This is a genomic window from Aeromonas sp. LsrichE-8G (assembly GCF_022869435.1).
Taxonomy (GTDB): Bacteria; Pseudomonadota; Gammaproteobacteria; order Enterobacterales; family Aeromonadaceae; genus Aeromonas; species Aeromonas caviae.
Genome location: NZ_JALIHH010000158.1, coordinates 1 through 15,166, shown reverse-complemented (window position 1 = coordinate 15,166; position 15,166 = coordinate 1). Strand labels below are relative to the sequence as shown.

The 15,166-nt window shown below is 63.5% G+C and carries 15 protein-coding genes and 4 pseudogenes; 10 read left to right on the top strand and 9 right to left on the bottom strand.

Annotation, left to right across the window (positions count from 1 at the left end; all coding sequences use genetic code 11):
- Positions 1–126, top strand: a pseudogene (locus MUW49_RS18070) (IS630 family transposase); the annotation flags it as partial.
- Between the two features lie 18 nt (positions 127–144).
- A pseudogene (locus MUW49_RS18065) lies at positions 145–468 on the top strand (4Fe-4S dicluster domain-containing protein); the annotation flags it as partial.
- A gap of 52 nt (positions 469–520) precedes the next feature.
- Here the strand turns inward: MUW49_RS18065 and MUW49_RS18060 are convergent.
- The 6 genes from MUW49_RS18060 to MUW49_RS18035 form a co-directional block, all read right to left on the bottom strand.
- Positions 521–973 carry an Rrf2 family transcriptional regulator gene (locus MUW49_RS18060; RefSeq protein WP_010672499.1) on the bottom strand — a complete coding sequence of 151 codons (453 nt, stop codon included), beginning with the start codon at positions 971–973 and terminating at the stop codon, positions 521–523.
- A 275-nt stretch (positions 974–1,248) separates the two neighbouring features.
- The gene (locus tag MUW49_RS18055; RefSeq protein ID WP_010672498.1) at positions 1,249–2,088 is read right to left on the bottom strand and encodes a PfkB family carbohydrate kinase; all 840 of its coding nucleotides are present in this window, start codon (positions 2,086–2,088) and stop codon (positions 1,249–1,251) included.
- 60 nt (positions 2,089–2,148) lie between these two features.
- Positions 2,149–3,120, bottom strand: a complete 972-nt coding sequence (locus MUW49_RS18050; RefSeq protein ID WP_029313477.1) for a LysR substrate-binding domain-containing protein — start codon at positions 3,118–3,120, stop codon at positions 2,149–2,151.
- A gap of 153 nt (positions 3,121–3,273) precedes the next feature.
- Positions 3,274–4,002: a glutamine amidotransferase gene (locus MUW49_RS18045; RefSeq protein WP_223945719.1), complete on the bottom strand. Its 729-nt coding sequence runs from the start codon at positions 4,000–4,002 to the stop codon at positions 3,274–3,276.
- An 83-nt stretch (positions 4,003–4,085) separates the two neighbouring features.
- Positions 4,086–5,582 (bottom strand): CoA-acylating methylmalonate-semialdehyde dehydrogenase, encoded by a 1,497-nt coding sequence (locus MUW49_RS18040; protein ID WP_223945720.1) that lies wholly within the window; start codon positions 5,580–5,582, stop codon positions 4,086–4,088.
- Between the two features lie 98 nt (positions 5,583–5,680).
- Positions 5,681–7,009 carry an aspartate aminotransferase family protein gene (locus tag MUW49_RS18035; protein ID WP_244813046.1) on the bottom strand — a complete coding sequence of 443 codons (1,329 nt, stop codon included), beginning with the start codon at positions 7,007–7,009 and terminating at the stop codon, positions 5,681–5,683.
- A gap of 171 nt (positions 7,010–7,180) precedes the next feature.
- Here MUW49_RS18035 and MUW49_RS18030 point away from each other — a divergent pair, with 171 nt between their 5' ends.
- From MUW49_RS18030 to MUW49_RS18005, 6 genes are all read left to right on the top strand, one after another.
- Entirely contained in the window at positions 7,181–7,723 is a 543-nt protein-coding gene (locus MUW49_RS18030; RefSeq protein WP_010672493.1) for a cupin domain-containing protein, read from the top strand.
- A gap of 250 nt (positions 7,724–7,973) precedes the next feature.
- Positions 7,974–9,470, top strand: a complete 1,497-nt coding sequence (locus MUW49_RS18025; protein WP_223945721.1) for an aldehyde dehydrogenase — start codon at positions 7,974–7,976, stop codon at positions 9,468–9,470.
- Positions 9,471–9,594: 124 nt separating this feature from the next.
- Positions 9,595–9,768 (top strand): hypothetical protein, encoded by a 174-nt coding sequence (locus tag MUW49_RS18020; protein WP_010672491.1) that lies wholly within the window; start codon positions 9,595–9,597, stop codon positions 9,766–9,768.
- 122 nt (positions 9,769–9,890) lie between these two features.
- Positions 9,891–10,787: an EamA family transporter RarD gene (gene rarD, locus MUW49_RS18015; protein ID WP_010672490.1), complete on the top strand. Its 897-nt coding sequence runs from the start codon at positions 9,891–9,893 to the stop codon at positions 10,785–10,787.
- A gap of 56 nt (positions 10,788–10,843) precedes the next feature.
- Positions 10,844–11,647, top strand: coding sequence for an AraC family transcriptional regulator (locus MUW49_RS18010; protein ID WP_010672489.1), 804 nt, complete (start codon positions 10,844–10,846; stop codon positions 11,645–11,647).
- Positions 11,648–11,732: 85 nt separating this feature from the next.
- Positions 11,733–12,371: a LysE family transporter gene (locus tag MUW49_RS18005; protein ID WP_010672488.1), complete on the top strand. Its 639-nt coding sequence runs from the start codon at positions 11,733–11,735 to the stop codon at positions 12,369–12,371.
- A gap of 53 nt (positions 12,372–12,424) precedes the next feature.
- Here MUW49_RS18005 and MUW49_RS18000 read toward each other — a convergent pair whose 3' ends face one another.
- Entirely contained in the window at positions 12,425–13,090 is a 666-nt protein-coding gene (locus tag MUW49_RS18000) for a chromophore lyase CpcT/CpeT (protein ID WP_041212148.1), read from the bottom strand.
- Positions 13,091–13,288: 198 nt separating this feature from the next.
- Here MUW49_RS18000 and MUW49_RS17995 point away from each other — a divergent pair, with 198 nt between their 5' ends.
- Together MUW49_RS17995 and MUW49_RS17990 are read left to right on the top strand one after the other, a co-directional pair.
- Positions 13,289–13,732, top strand: a complete 444-nt coding sequence (locus tag MUW49_RS17995) for an SRPBCC family protein (RefSeq protein WP_042882233.1) — start codon at positions 13,289–13,291, stop codon at positions 13,730–13,732.
- A gap of 172 nt (positions 13,733–13,904) precedes the next feature.
- A pseudogene (locus tag MUW49_RS17990) lies at positions 13,905–14,219 on the top strand (DUF3313 family protein); the annotation flags it as partial.
- Positions 14,220–14,498: 279 nt separating this feature from the next.
- Here the strand turns inward: MUW49_RS17990 and MUW49_RS17985 are convergent.
- Together MUW49_RS17985 and MUW49_RS17980 are read right to left on the bottom strand one after the other, a co-directional pair.
- Positions 14,499–14,705: pseudogene (locus tag MUW49_RS17985) on the bottom strand (DUF1993 family protein); the annotation flags it as partial.
- A 152-nt stretch (positions 14,706–14,857) separates the two neighbouring features.
- On the bottom strand, positions 14,858–15,166 hold a 309-nt coding region (locus MUW49_RS17980; protein WP_000420098.1), incomplete at its 5' end, for an IS5/IS1182 family transposase.

The following is a 15,166-nucleotide window of genomic DNA, read 5'->3' as shown; positions in this document are numbered from 1 at the left end:
GCTAATCGCAGCTTCAAGGATTACGACGACATCCTTGATGCCTGCACATCGGCCTGGAAGCACTTTATTGCCGATGTGGAGCGGGTGATGTCACTTTGTAGCCGAGATTGGATAAAACTGACCTAATGTTTAATCCGATTGGTATATGACGGCAGCCCCATCGCCGGTACCCCAGTGCTGGATCTCGCCTGTGGCCAGTGCAGCTATTGCAGCAGCTGCGCCAGAGCCTGTCCCACGGGCGCACTGGATCTCTGCCTCGGCCGCCAGGTGCAGACCCGGGTCAGGATAGAGGCGAGCTGCCAGGCCCGTCAGGGCTACTACTGCCTGCTGTGTGAAGATGCCTGCCCCCAGCAGGCGATCAAGGTCGGCAACGAGGGAGTAACCGTCAACATGGCCGCCTGCGATGGCTGCGGCGCTTGCGGCCTCGCCTGTCTGCACGGTGCCATCACCCTTGTGCCCCAGCTCTGACCTCCGACAATGACAGAGGGGCCCGCAGGCCCCTCTGTCATTCACCGTGGCATCATGCCATGGTCAGAATATTATCCTGCTCTATACCGAGAAGGTGGCACAGACGAGTGGGATCCCGCACCGCATCTGCCAAAGTGTACTCCCCCAGCACCTCCAGGAAGGCGTGCATGGCGCGGCGTAGAATGCCCTGGATGCGGCAGCCCCCGGAGAGACGGCAGTTTTCGCGCTTGCAGTCCACCGGGCAGAGCACGTGCTCCATGTCCATCACCACATCGCGCAGGTTGATGGAGACGGCCGCACGGCCGAGGCGGATGCCCCCATGCTTGCCACGCACCGTCTCGATGTAACCTTTGATGCCGAGCTGATGCACTATCTTGACCACGTGATTGCGGGAGATGGCGAAGGTGTCGGCCACTTCCGTGATGGTCGACAGGCGATCACCGGGCTGGATGGCCAGGAAGGTCAGGGTACGCAGGGCGTAGTCGGTAAATCGTGTCAGTTGCATGGTCGCACTTGCCTCTTACTACAAGCCAGAAATCAGGACGACAGCCGGTGGCCAAAGAGGGGGTCTGCACATGCGTGTGCACGGGATGGGCTTCTTCGACCGAGTCGTGAAGTCACAAGGGTAAGAGCAGCCCGGGCGGGTGTCGACGAAGATGTACATAAATCGACACTTTCTTTGATTGATCGCAAACTTGCCGCCTCAGCGAGGGGTTTTGGCGGTTTCCGTCGACAAACCCCCACCTCCTCTGCCATCGCCGGAGCCGTTGTCCGGCGAGTTCAGTGGGGCTGTTTCAGCCAGTTGCGCAGCGCCTGGGAGGGGATGGAGCTCTCGGAAGCCACCGCGAAGGCGCCCCAGTCCACGGCGCACTGCAACGCATCAGCCATGGCCATGCCCCGCGCAAGACCGTGGATGAGGCCGCCCGCGAAGGCATCCCCCGCCCCCGTGGTATCCACAACGGAGACCGGTCGCGCCGCCACCCTGACCTGCTCCTCCCCGTGAATGGCCACGGCTCCCGCCTTGCCCTCGGTCAGCACCAGCCATTCGAGCTGATCCCCCGCGAGCTGGCGGGCATGCTGCCAGGGGTCGCTCACCTCGCCGAGATCGGAGCGGGAGGCCACCAGCACGTGGCAGGGGCGGCGGGCCTGCCCCCCCTTGGGATACTGGGCCACCACGAAACTCTTGGCGAGCATCTGGCGCATGTAGCCCACGATGGCGGTGCCCGGATAGTTCACATAGAGGCAGTCCACCCCTTCGGTCGGCAGATCCCCCGGCAGATCCGGACGACGTGGGCGCCTGAGGATGGTGCGCTCACCGGTGGCGTCCACCAGCACCAGCAGCTCGCCGGTCTCGCCGCCAAAGCGTTCCACATGGCTGCAATCCAGGCCGTATGAGGCCGCCTGCTCCAGCAGCCAGTCACCGGTGTCGTCCAGCCCGACCCGGGAGGCGATGATCACCTCGTGCCCCGCCCACACCAGTCCGATGCCGGTATTGGCGGCGCCGCCGCCGAGTCTGCGCCCCTGATCCACGTATTGCAGCCGCGCCCCCGCCACCAGGGGTTCGGCCAGGGAGAGCACATGATCACAGTTGAGATTGGCGAGCAGCAGGATGCGGGACATGGAAACCTCGGCGGGAGGAGGCCGGCACCCCGGGGTGCCGGCACAGAAACGGAAGCGGGATCAGTAGACGGGCAGCTCCACCCCTGACAACAGCTCGTCGATGCGCGCCTGGGTCGGCTGCTGCATCACGTTCTGGATCATCTCCTTGGTGAGATGGGGGGAGAAGGAGCTGATGAAGTCATACATGTAGTTCTGCAAGAGGATGCTCTTGCTGAAGCAGATCTGGGCCGGGCAGGGCTCGAACAGGTGCTCCAGATTGATGGCCACGAGGCCGGGGGCATCGCTATCGTTGGCTACCAGGGAGGAGATGATGCCGATGCCAAAGCCTAGCTCCACGTAGCGCTTGATGACGCCGGCATCCATCACCGTCATGTAGTAGTTGGGGGTGAGGCCGGCCGCCTGGAACACCTTGTCCTGCACCTGACGCCCGGTGGCGCCGCTCTCGTAGCTCAGGATGGGATACTGGCAGAGCTGCTCCAGGGTCGGCTTCTTCACCTTGGCCAGGGGGTGCTCCTGGGGCACCACCAGGGAGAGGGTCCAGAGGTAGGCGGGCAGCGCGATCAGCTCCTTGTCGAAGCCTATCTCGTGGGCCACGATGGAAAAATCCGAGTATCCCTTGCTGATCTGCTCCTTGGTGGCGGACATCACAGGATGCAGGTGGAACGAGATCTTGGGGTACTTTTTGGTGAAGTAGGTGACGCTTTTCGGCAGCAGGTAGCGGGCGATGGTGTGGGTGGTGTGGATGTTGAGGGTGCCCACGGTCGGATCCAGGTACTCCCGGGAGATGGCCTTGATCTTGCTCTCGATATTGAGCATGGCCTCGGCACACTTGATGATCTCCTCCCCCACCGGGGTGATCCGGTGCAGGTGCTTGCCGCGGCGCTCGAAGATGCGCACCCCCAGCTCGCTCTCCAGCAAGCCGATCTGCTTGCTCACCCCAGGCTGGCTGGTATAGAGCGCATCGGAGGCAACGGAGACGTTGAGATTGTGGTCCCGCACCGCGATCAGATACTTCAACTGCTGTAGTTTCAAGGTTGCCCCCTCACAGACTGACGCGGCGCTCGTCGATGGACCAGGCCGCCAAAAATGGCGGCCAGTGTATCATCCGGACTGGGCATATCGCCGCTTGATCCTTCATTTTGCTACAAAATCTAGCATCAGCGCGGTGGATATGACAAACGGGGTTCAGCGCACGTCGGCCCCGATCGGCAGGATGCCGAGGAACTGCAGCAGCCACTGCATCATGGTGGCGGAATCCACCTCCCCTTCCAGGGAAGAGAGACTGCTCTGGTAATGTGCATCGGGCAGCCTGTCCCGTCGCCGCTCGATCAGGGCCCGGTTGTACGCCACCGAGAATTCCGGGTGCCCCTGGATGGCGACGATGTGATCCCCCTGCAGGAACATGAAGTTGGGGCAGAAGTCGTTGCCCGCAAGCAGGGTCGCCCCCGGCGGAAGCTGCTCCACCTGATCCTGGTGGCTTGCCAGGATGCGGATGGTGTGCAGACCCGGCGCCATCCAGGGTTTTGTCGTCTGCATGGCATGGACCGACACCCCCAGCCCCCACCCCTTGGTGGACTTCATCACCTCCCCTCCCAGCGCCTGGGCGATCACCTGATGGCCGAAGCAGACCCCGGCCAGCTTGACGTTGGCATCGTGGGCCCGGCGGATCCAGTCGCGCAGCGCCAGGATCCAGGGGATGTCACTGTAGGCATCGTGACGCGAGCCGGTGATGAGCCAGGCATCGCATTCGGTCAGATCCGGGGGCAGATCGCCGTCGAGGGCGGACCAGACCCGAAATTCCAGCTCGGGGGCCAACGCCCGGAAACCCTTGATAAACATCTCGGAGTAAACGGGACCAAAATCCCCCACCAAATCGGGGTCCAGCCGGTCACAATCGAGAATACCCAGTCGCATCTGTTACTCCTTGACAGAAGCGCCCCCGCAAACCGGCGGCCTGCGGGGGCAAGAGATTAAAGCCATGGCAGCGAGCCGGTGGCTCACTTCATGGTCGGCATGGAGAACTCGGCGCCGGCGCGCAGGCTCTGGGGCCAGCGGGCGGTCACCGTCTTCATCCGGGTGTAGAAGCGCACCCCATCCGGCCCGTGCATGTTGAGCGGCCCGAAGATGGACCGTTTCCAGCCACCGAAGCTGTGAAACGCCATGGGCACCGGAATGGGAACGTTCACCCCTACCATACCGACCTGAACCCGCGTGGTGAAGTCCCTTGCGGTATCTCCGTCACCGGTGAAGATGGCGGTGCCGTTGCCGTACTCATGTTCGTTGATGAGGCGCAGGGCCGTCTCGTAGTCCGGGGCCCGCACGATGGCGAGTACGGGGCCGAAGATCTCCTCCCGGTAGATGCGCATCTCGGGGCCGACCCGATCGAACAGGCTGCCCCCGATGAAGTAGCCCTCGCCATGGCTCAGGCCCCGGCCATCCACCACCAGCTCGGCCCCCTCGGCCACCCCCTGATCCACGTAGCCGCGCACCTTGGCCAGGTGTTCCCGGCTGATGAGGGGCCCCATCTCGTTCTCCGGGCTCTGGCCCAGTCCCGGGCCCACCCGCAGGGCCGCCACCAGGGGCGAGAGCTTCGCCACCAGGGCATCGGCTGTCTCGTCACCCACCACCACGGCCACCGAGATCGCCATGCAACGCTCGCCCGCCGCGCCATAGGCGGCCCCCATCAGGGCGGAAACCGCCTGATCCAGATTGGCATCCGGCATGACCACCATGTGGTTCTTGGCGCCGCCCAGGGCCTGCACCCGCTTGCCGTGGGCCGAGGCGGTGGCATAGATGTACTGGGCGATCGGGGTGGAGCCGACAAACGACACGGCACCGACCCTCGGGTCGGTCAGCAGCACGTCCACCACCTCCTTGTCGCCGTTGACCACGTTGAGCACCCCGTCCGGCAGGCCCGCCTGTTTGAGCAGTTCGGCCATGCGCAGGGAGAGGGACGGATCCTTCTCCGAGGGCTTGAGGATGAAGGTGTTGCCGCAGGCCAGGGCCACCGGGAACATCCAGAGCGGCACCATGGCCGGGAAGTTGAACGGGGTGATGCCGGCGCAGACCCCCACCGGCTGCATCATGGAGTGACTGTCCACCCCGCGGCCCACGTTGAGGGAGTGCTCCCCCTTGAGCAGGTGGGGAATGCCGCAGGCAAACTCCACCACCTCCAGCCCCCGGGTCAGCTCCCCCTGGGCGTCGGAGAAGACCTTGCCGTGCTCGCGGCTGATGAGCTGGGCCAGCTCGTCCCTGTGCTGCTCCATCAGCTCCTTGAAGCGAAACAGCACCCGGGCCCGCAATAGCGGCGGGGTCTGGGACCACTCCCCAAAGGCGCGCTCGGCGCAGGCAATCGCCTCGGCACACTCATCGGCCGTGCTGAGAACGACGGAGCCCTGCTGCTGGCCGGTGGCCGGATTGAAGATGGCACCGAAACGCTCGCTGCGACTCTCGGTCGTCTCGCCGTCGATGAAGTTGTCGATCCTGTAACTCATAAATCCTCCGTGATGGGTCATCCGTCCTCCCCTCGCCGCGCCGGGGCAGCACAGGGGGATGACGCCCGGGACGAGCGCCATCCTGTGTGATGTGGGGGTCAGTCCTGGCCCTGCAGGGCGTCCTGCAGCAGGGTGAAGAGATCATCGATCTGGCTGCGCTCGATGATCAGGGGCGGCGACAGGGCGATGATGTCGCCGGTCACCCGGATAAGCGCCCCCTTCTCGAAACAGCGCACGAACACCTCGTAGGCCCGCTTGCCCGGTGCATCGGGCATGGATTCGAGCTCGATGCCCGCCACCAGGCCGTAGTTGCGCACGTCCTTCACGTGCTTGCAGCCCTTGAGGGAATGGGCAGCCTCCTCCCAGTAGCCCGCCAGCTCGGCTGCCCGGGTCAGCAGATTTTCGCTCCGGTAGATCTCGAGGGTGGCCAGACCCGCCGCCGCCGCCACCGGGTGGCCGGAGTAGGTGTAGCCGTGGAACAGCTCGATGGCCCCCTTGCCCGCAGCCATCATGTCGTCATAGATATGGTTTTGCACCAGCACGGCCCCCATGGGGATGGCGCCGTTGGTGAGCCCCTTGGCACAGGTGATCATGTCGGGGATGACGTCGAACTCCTGGGCGGCGAAGGGGGAGCCGAGGCGGCCGAAACCGGTGATCACCTCGTCAAAAATCAGCAGGATGCCGTGTTTGGTACAGATCTCCCGCAGCCGCTTGAGATAGCCCTTGGGGGGCATGATGACCCCGGTGCTGCCGGCGATGGGCTCGACGATGACCGCCGCGATGTTGCTGGCGTCGTGCAGGAAGACAATCTTCTCCAGTTCATCGGCCAGGGTGAGGTCTTCTGCTGGCAATCCCTTGGTGAACGCATTTTTCCCTATGTTGAGGGTGTGGGGCAGATGATCCACCCCGGTCAGCAGGGAGCCGAACCACTTGCGGTTACCGGGAATGCCCCCCACCGAGATGCCGCCAAAACCCACCCCGTGGTAGCCGCGCTCGCGGCCGATGAGCCGGGTACGGGTCCCCTGGCCGCGAGCCCGCTGCCAGGCCAGCGCAATCTTGAGCGCGGTGTCCACGGACTCCGATCCGGAGTTGGTATAGAAGACGTGACCGAATCCCTTGGGGGCGATCTCCACCAGCTGGTTGGCCAGCTCGAACGGCAGGGGGTGGCCCATCTGGAAGGTGGGGGCAAAGTCGAGGTGGGAGATCTGCTGGGAGACCGCCTCGGCGATCTCGCGCCGACCATGGCCTGCGTTGCAACACCAGAGCCCGGCAGTGCCATCCAGTATCTTGCGGCCATCCTCTGAGTGATAATACATCCCCTCTGCCGACTTCAGGATGCGCGGCGCCGCCTTGAATTGCTGGTTGGCGGTGAACGGCATCCAGAATGCGGACATGTCGGGGGTATTGATGTCGCTGACAGGTTTCATGGTCACCTCATCCTTAAGGCGTTTAGTAACACCCGGCTCACGCCTATTAAATTAAACACTTGAATCCATAAAAAAGGGCTTTTATCGCCCGGCTTGGTGTCACCCCTCAGGGGTGGTATAAGATATTTAACACAATTTTAATAATAGTAAACAGTCAAGGAGTGTCTATCGATGGATATCGGTCACCGCCTCAAGGCGGTTCGCACCAAGGCGGCCCTCTCCCAGCGCGAGCTGGCAAAACGCTCCGGTGTGACCAACGGCTTTATCTCCCAGATCGAGAAAAATCAGGTGAGCCCCTCGGTGGCCTCCCTGCGCAAGGTGCTGGAAGGCATCCCCATGTCATTGGCCAGCTTCTTCACCGACGAGACGGAGATGGATTCCGAGGTGATCTTCCGTGCGGACGACATGCCGGATCTCGGCACCCACCCCATCAGCTACCGTCTGGTGGGTCACAGCCGCGCCAACCGCGCCATCGGCATGATGCAGGAGATACTGCCCCCGGGCGCCGACACCGGTGACGACATGCTGAGTCACGAAGGGGAAGAGTGCGGCATCGTCATCCGGGGTCAGGTAGAAGTCACGGTAGGCGAGCAGGTTCACCTGCTGGCACCGGGGGATGGCTACTACTTCGACAGCCGCACCCCCCACCGTTTTCGCAACGTGGGGGATCAGGAGTGCGTGCTGATCTCGGCCAACACGCCCGCCAGCTTCTGACGGGCCTTCTCCCGGAACAGCCCGCCGGGATCCCCCCTGCCCGACCCAGGGATCAGGCCAGCGACACGGGCTCCCGCCCCGCCGCGCGACCCCCGACACCACAGCCCAGGGCGCCCGGTTTGCCCCGCCGTTGGCCCGGGTTGTTCGAGGTCAGTGTTTAATGAATTGTTACAAGATGGATTTACAAGCGGCAGGATGTTTAGCATATTGATACGCGGAGACTGACTTTCTGCCGGTTCAAGGAGTGAACATGAGTGACCTGACCCTGGCCCAGTGGCAACACAAGGCCGCCCATCTGACCCTGCCCTCGCAAGCCTTTATCGACGGCACCTACCGGGATGCCGTCAACGGCGCCACCTTCGATTGCATCAACCCGGCCAACGGCCAACTGCTGACCAGGGTCGCCTCCTGCGACGCCGCCGATGCCGAGCTGGCGGTCAAGGCGGCCCGTGCCGCCTTCGACGACAAGCGCTGGTGCGGCCTCTCTCCCAAGCAGCGCAAGCTCATCATGCAGCGCTTCGCCGAGCTGATACGCCTGAACCTGGTGGAGCTGGCACTGCTGGAGTCGCTGGATATGGGCAAGCCCATCGGCGACGCCATGGGGTATGACGCCCCCGCCGCCGCGAACTGCATCGCCTGGAACGCCGAGGCGATAGACAAGATCTACGATCAGGTCGCCCCGGTGGAAGAGTCCGCCCTGGCCCTGGTGACCCGCGAGCCCCTCGGTGTCGTGGCTGCCATCGTGCCCTGGAACTTCCCCCTGGTGATGGCCTGCTGGAAGCTGGGCCCGGCGCTCGCCACCGGCAACTCGGTGATCCTCAAACCCTCCGAGAAATCCCCCCTCACCGCCCTGCGCATCGCGGGTCTGGCGAAGGAGGCGGGCATCCCCGACGGCGTCTTCAACGTGCTGCCGGGCTTTGGTCACACCGTGGGCGAGGCACTGGCTATGCACATGGACGTCGACTGCATCACCTTCACCGGCTCCACCAAGATCGGCAAGCATCTGGTGCAGTGCTCCGGCAAGTCCAACCTCAAGCGCGCTTTTATGGAGTGCGGCGGCAAGAGCCCCAACATCATACTGGCGGATGCACCTGACCTGGACGCAGCCGCCCGCAGCGCGGCCGGCGCCATCTTCTACAACCAGGGCGAGGTGTGTACCGCCGCCTCCCGCCTGCTGGTGCAAAACAGCATCAAGCCCCAGTTCATGGAGCGGCTGCTGGCCCATGCCCGCGAGTGGATCTCGGCCAACCCGCTCGACCCCACCACCCGCATCGGTGCCATGGTGGACCACATCCAGATGGAGCAGGTGCTCAACTACATCGCCATCGGCCAGCAGGAGGGCGCCAAGCTGCTGCTGGGAGGCAAGCGTACCCAGCCCGAGGAGGGTGGCTACTACATCGAACCCACCATCTTCGACGACGTGACCCCGACGATGCGCATCTTCCGCGAGGAGATATTCGGCCCCGTGCTGGCGGTGACCGGCTTCGACACCCTGGAAGAGGCCATTGCGCTGGGCAACGACACCGACTACGGCCTGGCGGCCGCCATCTGGACGGCGGATCTCAACCAGGCGGTGAAAGGGTCGCGCGCCCTGCGCGCCGGCACCGTCTTCGTCAACAACTGGGATGGCGGCGACATGACCATGCCGTTTGGCGGTTTCAAGCAGTCCGGCAACGGGCGCGACAAGTCCCTGCACGCCCTGGAGAAGTACACCGAGCTGAAAAGCACCTGGATCCAGCTCGAATAACGTCATAAATGACGCTTATCAACAAAACAGGGGGAGAAATCCCCCTTTCTCATTTTTACTCTTTTATCCTCTCGCTCAATCGATATAATCGTCAAATAGCAAGCCATTAAATTTAAAGATAAAAATGCTGTTTTTTCTGGGAAGTGTACTGTTTCTGGTGGTGGGACTGCCGCTGCTGTTCTTCGTGCTGGGTCAGGGGGAAGCCTATGTCACCTGGGGCCCCTGGATCTCCGCCATCGCCCTCATGCTGTGGCTGCTGATGGACGTGGAGAAGATCCGCCGCGGGGGCGGTCGCTGAAGTCACTCCTGCTGTTAAAATCCCGTCAGACCCATTTATTGTCTTCTTTCCCTGCAAAAGGATCGCTACACTGACTTTTTGCGATGTTTCCCGACATCCGCACTCCAGTGAAGGTTATCCGCATGCAACAACAGATCCAGCGCCAGGGCGTCCTCTATGCCCTCGGCGCCTACACCCTTTGGGGCCTGGCACCCATCTACTTCAAGTCCCTCTCCGCCGTGCCGGCCGCCGAGATCCTGACCCACCGCATGATCTGGTCCTGCGCCCTGCTGATGGTGCTGGTGCTGCTCGGACGCCAGTGGCACAAGGTGCAGGCGGTGCTGCGCCAGCCCAAGGTGCTGCTCACCCTGGCCTTCACCTCCGTCACCGTCGGCGGCAACTGGCTGCTGTTCATCTGGGCCATCAACAACGGCCACATGCTGGATGCGAGCCTGGGCTACTACATCAACCCTCTGTTCAACGTGCTGCTCGGCATGGTGTTTCTGAGCGAGAAGCTGCGCCGCCTGCAGTGGTGGGCGGTAGGGCTCGCCTTTGTCGGTGTCGCCGTCCAGCTCATCGCCTTCGGTTCCCTGCCCTGGATAGCCCTGGTGCTGGCCTCGAGCTTCGCCATCTACGGCCTCATTCGCAAGAAGCTGGCCCTGGACGCCCTCACCGGCCTGCTCATCGAGACCCTGATCATGCTGCCGCCAGCCGCCTTCTATCTGTGGGGCATCGCCGACAGCCCCACCAGCCACCTCACCCAGAATGACTGGCACCTGAACCTGCTGCTCATCGCCGCGGGCGCCGTCACCACGGCCCCCCTGCTCTGCTTCACCGCAGCGGCCACCCGGCTCAAACTCTCCACCCTGGGCTTCTTCCAGTACATAGGCCCCAGCCTGATGTTCATCCTGGCGGTGACCCTGTATGGCGAGGCGCTGGCGCTGGACAAGATGATCACCTTTGGCTGCATCTGGAGCGCCCTGGTGCTGTTCAGCCTGGATGGCCTGCGCAGCGGCAAGCGGCGCCAGGAGGCCGGCTGAGGCGCCAGCGCAATAATCTACAAGCCACGGGGCCGCTTTCGGGGTATCAATAGGGGATGAACGCACCCCAATCCCGCATCCACTACTGGCAATCCCGGCTGCTGCCGGGGGTTGAACTCTCCCACTCCCACCACAGGGAGTTCAGCTATGGCCGCCACGTGCATCTGGACTATCACATCGGTCTGGTGCAGCGGGGCGGCCAGAAGTTCATCCACAAGGGGAACAGCCACAACCTGGTGCGCGGCGAACTCTCCACCGTCAACCCGGACGAAATGCACGACGGCCTCAGCCTGCTGCCGGAAGGGTACGAGGTGCGGGTCTTCTCCATCGCCCCCGAGCAGCTGGCCCGCTGGCTGCCGGAACACCCCGAGCCCTTTTTCCACCAGGGATTGCAGAGCCGCCCCGACCTCTATCAGGGCTTTGCCCGCCTGCACATGCACCTGGACGGCCCTGCCCCCGACGGCCTGCTGGCGGAGAGCCAGTTGCTGGCCCTGCTGGGCGAACTGTTCCGGCTCGCCCCCGAGCGACACGCCCTGGCGGATCCCCAGCTCAGGTTCCTGCGCGACCATCTGCTGGCCCGGCTGGACGAGCGCCACACCCTGGAAGACCTGGCCGCCCTGTTCGGGCTGGATCGCTTCGCCTTCCTGCGTCAGTTCAAGAAGAAGACCGGCATGACCCCCTATGCCTGGCTCAAGCGGCTGCGCCTCGAACAGGGCAAGCGCCTGCTCGGCAGCGGTCTGCCGGTGAGCGAAGTGGCACTGGCGGTGGGCTTCTTCGATCAGAGCCACTTCCACCACGGTTTTCGTCAGGCCTTCGGGCTCACCCCGGCGGAGTATCGCCAGCAGATGCTGCCCGCCTGAATCGTCGCCGCTGCAATCTTTTACAATCTCCCGTCCCCCGTCCTGCCCCATGCTGTCACCTCCATACCGCTGTCGGAGGTCTTTTATGTTCACCAGCCTGTTTCTGACCCTGGGTCTCGTCCACCTCGTCGCCCTGGCGAGCCCGGGCCCGGATTTCGCGCTCATCCTGCGCACCAGCCTGCACAGGCCCACCGCCCTCGGAGCGGCCCTTGGCATCGCGCTCGCCATCCTGCTCCACGCCACCCTGAGCCTGACCGGCATCAGCCTGCTGATCGCAAGCCAGCCCTGGCTCTTTCTCGCCGTGAAACTGGTGGGTGCCCTCTATCTGGGCTGGCTGGGCTGGGGGGCGCTGAAAGCGGCCTGGCAGGGAAGCGGGGATCTGGCGCTGCGCGCCGGAGGCGAGCGGCCGGGCTGGCGCAAGGGGGTGAAGAGCGGGCTGGCCACCAATCTGCTCAACCCCAAGGCGATGCTGTTCTTCATGGGGCTGCTGGCCGCCATGGTGACGCCCCAGGTGGATGGCCTGACCCGGGGATTGCTGATCCTGGAGCTGTTCCTGCTCTCCCTCGTCTGGTTCAGCGCCCTGGCCTGGAGCCTCTCCACTCCCCGCGCCCAGCACCTGCTCGGCCGCATCCAGCGCCCGCTCAACCTGATGACGGGCCTGCTGTTTGGCGCGGTCAGCCTCTCCATCCTGGTGGATCTGCAGGGGCACTGGCCAGCGGCCTGACCGGCACGTCCTTGTTGGCGGCAAGCAGGGAGGGGCCTTGACGGACGGCGCGACTACTCCCCGCGCCGCATCCCCTTGCGCAGGTAGACGTAACCCTCCCCCGGGCTGCCCCAGCGCTGATGGGCGCCGTTGTCATAGGCCCTGTCCAGCAGCCGGACACTGTCCGGGCCGATCCAGAGGTACTGCACCAGGGTGGTGGCACCGCCAAAATCGGTGGCGCAATGCCCGACCCGGGTCTGTCCTTTGTACTCCCCGCCCGGCTGGCGGGTCAGCCAGATCTCGCACCCTTCGCGCAGGGAGAGTTGCTGCGGGGTGAGGGAGTCGAGCAGCTCGGGCCGACGCCAGGCGCCGGCAAAATCCGTGGCCCTCGGCATGGTCAGTTCGGCCATCAGGATGCGGCCATCGGGCAGGGAGGAGAAGCGGTAGATGCGCTGGCGAAACGGCCGCTGCGCCCGCTCGGTCAGAAACTGCTCCGCATAGACCCAGCGGAAGGGGCCCTCCCCGGGCCAGATCTCCACCAGCCGCAGCTCGGCACTGGTGAAGCGGGCATCGAAGGTGGCCTGCTCCTGGCTGGAAAACTCCCCCGAGAACCAGGAGAGCAGGGGCTCCAGCCTCCCCTGCGTGGCATGGGGGCCGGGGGCCGTCACGAAGGGGACGGGCGCCGCCCAGATCAGGCTGGCGTAAAACAGCCCCAGCAGGGCCGCCATCAGCTGTGTCATCGAATCCTTCCGAGTCGCTTGCATGGCGGCGATTATATGAGCGAACGGTGACAATAACCTCTATCTTGATCAACTCCTTGAAGAGAAAACGAAAAATCCTCTCTGCAGGCGAAAGGAGGCGACGCCCCCCCGCAGGCCACGGGGATGACGGCTATCCTTGCTGCGACCCGTCCCTGTTGCCACCAAGAGGAGTCCCCCATGAACACAGTCACCCTGCATCGCGTGCTCAAGGCCCCGCCACAGCGGGTTTACCAGGCCTTTATCGAGCCGGACGCCCTGGCCAAATGGCTGCCCCCCCATGGCTTCACCTGCAAGGTGGCGGCGCTGGATGCCAGGGTCGGCGGCCAGTTCAGGATGTCGTTCACCCACTTCGCCAGCGGCCACACCCACGCCTTCGGCGGCGAGTATCTCGCGCTGGAGCCGGGCAAGCGCATCCGCTACACCGACCGCTTCGACGACCCCAACCTGCCGGGGGAGATGCAGGTCACCATCACCCTCACCCAGGTGCTGTGCGGCACCGATCTCGCCATCGAACAGGCGGGTATACCGGCGGTCATCCCGGTGGAGATGTGCTACCTCGGCTGGCAGGAGTCCCTGATGCAGCTCGCCACCCTGGTGGAGCCCGAGATCCCCGCCGAGTGACCCGACACGGGGGCTCCCCCCGGTGGCCCCCACATAGATACCCCTTGTGAGAGAGGGGCCTGATCAGGTATCTCTGTGGGCAGGGCGGGCTGCGCTCTTGCAGCGACCATCCACCGCCAGGAGCCCCCATGAAACGAGTCTTGATGATGACCATGGCCGCCGCCCTGCTGGGCGGGTGCAGGCGGCCATCACCAACTTCGACCTGACCCGGCCCGACCCCAAGCTGCGGGATCTGCTGCCCGCCAAGATCGCCATCAACGTCACCCGCGAGGTAATAGGCAAGGAGCCCTATCTGCTCAGGGTGGGCAGCATGGCCCAGTTGCTCGACGCCCAGAGCGGCAAGCTGCTGGTGCGGGTGATGGACGCTCGCGAGAGCCCGGACACCACCCACAAGGATTCCCCCATCACCGCCCAGGAGATGGAGAAGATGATCGATCAGTGGGCCGCAAGTCGCGCCAAACAACTGGCCGACAACCTGGGGCGCTGAGCCGGGCCGAAAACGACAAAGCCTGCCAGGGGGCACAATGCTGTTCAGATAAGCACTTTTTTGACTGATTATTCATAAATTGGATTTGAGTTGAGGGGGCAAGGCTGTGTCCAGTCGATCTTCCTCCAGCCTTTATCCAGCGGGGCTTGCAATAGAAAGAGGGAGGCATCATGCCTCCCTCGATTTTTTGTCCTGATACTACGTGGACTGGAACTCAAATTCTCTTAAGTGAACAGCATTGCTGCCAGGGGGCAGGCTTTGTCGTCGCTGAAGCGCGGTTTATTGCAGGTTCAGACCGCCCAGGTAATCCCGCTTGCCCAGATCCACCCCGGCCTGGCGCAGCAGGGCATAGGTCATGGTGAGGTGGAAGTAGAAGTTCGGGATGCCGTACTCGTGAACGCAGCTGTGGCCGTCCATCCCCTTGCCACCGGCCCAGTAGGGGTAGTAGTGGCCGCTCGCGTACTGGCTGAAATCCGCCTCCAGCTTGCCTTGGGAAGGTGCGAATAAGCGGGGAAATTCTTCTCGGCTGACTCAGTCATTTCATTTCTTCATGTTTGAGCCGATTTTTTCTCCCGTAAATGCCTTGAATCAGCCTATTTAGACCGTTTCTTCGCCATTTAAGGCGTTATCCCCAGTTTTTAGTGAGATCTCTCCCACTGACGTATCATTTGGTCCGCCCGAAACAGGTTGGCCAGCGTGAATAACATCGCCAGTTGGTTATCGTTTTTCAGCAACCCCTTGTATCTGGCTTTCACGAAGCCGAACTGTCGCTTGATGATGCGAAACGGGTGCTCCACCTTTGCCCGGATGCTGGCTTTCATGTATTCGATGTTGATGGCCGTTTTGTTCTTGCGTGGATGCTGTTTCAAGGTTCTTACCTTGCCGGGGCGCTCGGCGATCAGCCAGTCCACATCCACCTCGGCCAGCTCCTCGCGCTGTGGCGCCCC

Bases quoted from the DNA above. Each gene is read 5' to 3' on its own strand.
- rarD (WP_010672490.1), top strand. From the start codon at position 9,891: ATGCAACAACAGATCCAGCGCCAGGGCGTCCTCTATGCCCTCGGCGCC.
- MUW49_RS18030 (WP_010672493.1), top strand. From the start codon at position 7,181: ATGGATATCGGTCACCGCCTCAAGGCGGTTCGCACCAAGGCGGCCCTC.
- MUW49_RS18020 (WP_010672491.1), top strand. From the start codon at position 9,595: ATGCTGTTTTTTCTGGGAAGTGTACTGTTTCTGGTGGTGGGACTGCCG.
- MUW49_RS18055 (WP_010672498.1), bottom strand. From the start codon at position 2,088: ATGTCCCGCATCCTGCTGCTCGCCAATCTCAACTGTGATCATGTGCTC.
- MUW49_RS18025 (WP_223945721.1), top strand. From the start codon at position 7,974: ATGAGTGACCTGACCCTGGCCCAGTGGCAACACAAGGCCGCCCATCTG.
- MUW49_RS18040 (WP_223945720.1), bottom strand. From the start codon at position 5,582: ATGAGTTACAGGATCGACAACTTCATCGACGGCGAGACGACCGAGAGT.
- MUW49_RS18045 (WP_223945719.1), bottom strand. From the start codon at position 4,002: ATGCGACTGGGTATTCTCGATTGTGACCGGCTGGACCCCGATTTGGTG.
- MUW49_RS17995 (WP_042882233.1), top strand. From the start codon at position 13,289: ATGAACACAGTCACCCTGCATCGCGTGCTCAAGGCCCCGCCACAGCGG.
- MUW49_RS18060 (WP_010672499.1), bottom strand. From the start codon at position 973: ATGCAACTGACACGATTTACCGACTACGCCCTGCGTACCCTGACCTTC.
- MUW49_RS18035 (WP_244813046.1), bottom strand. From the start codon at position 7,009: ATGAAACCTGTCAGCGACATCAATACCCCCGACATGTCCGCATTCTGG.
- MUW49_RS18000 (WP_041212148.1), bottom strand. From the start codon at position 13,090: ATGACACAGCTGATGGCGGCCCTGCTGGGGCTGTTTTACGCCAGCCTG.
- MUW49_RS18005 (WP_010672488.1), top strand. From the start codon at position 11,733: ATGTTCACCAGCCTGTTTCTGACCCTGGGTCTCGTCCACCTCGTCGCC.
- MUW49_RS18010 (WP_010672489.1), top strand. From the start codon at position 10,844: ATGAACGCACCCCAATCCCGCATCCACTACTGGCAATCCCGGCTGCTG.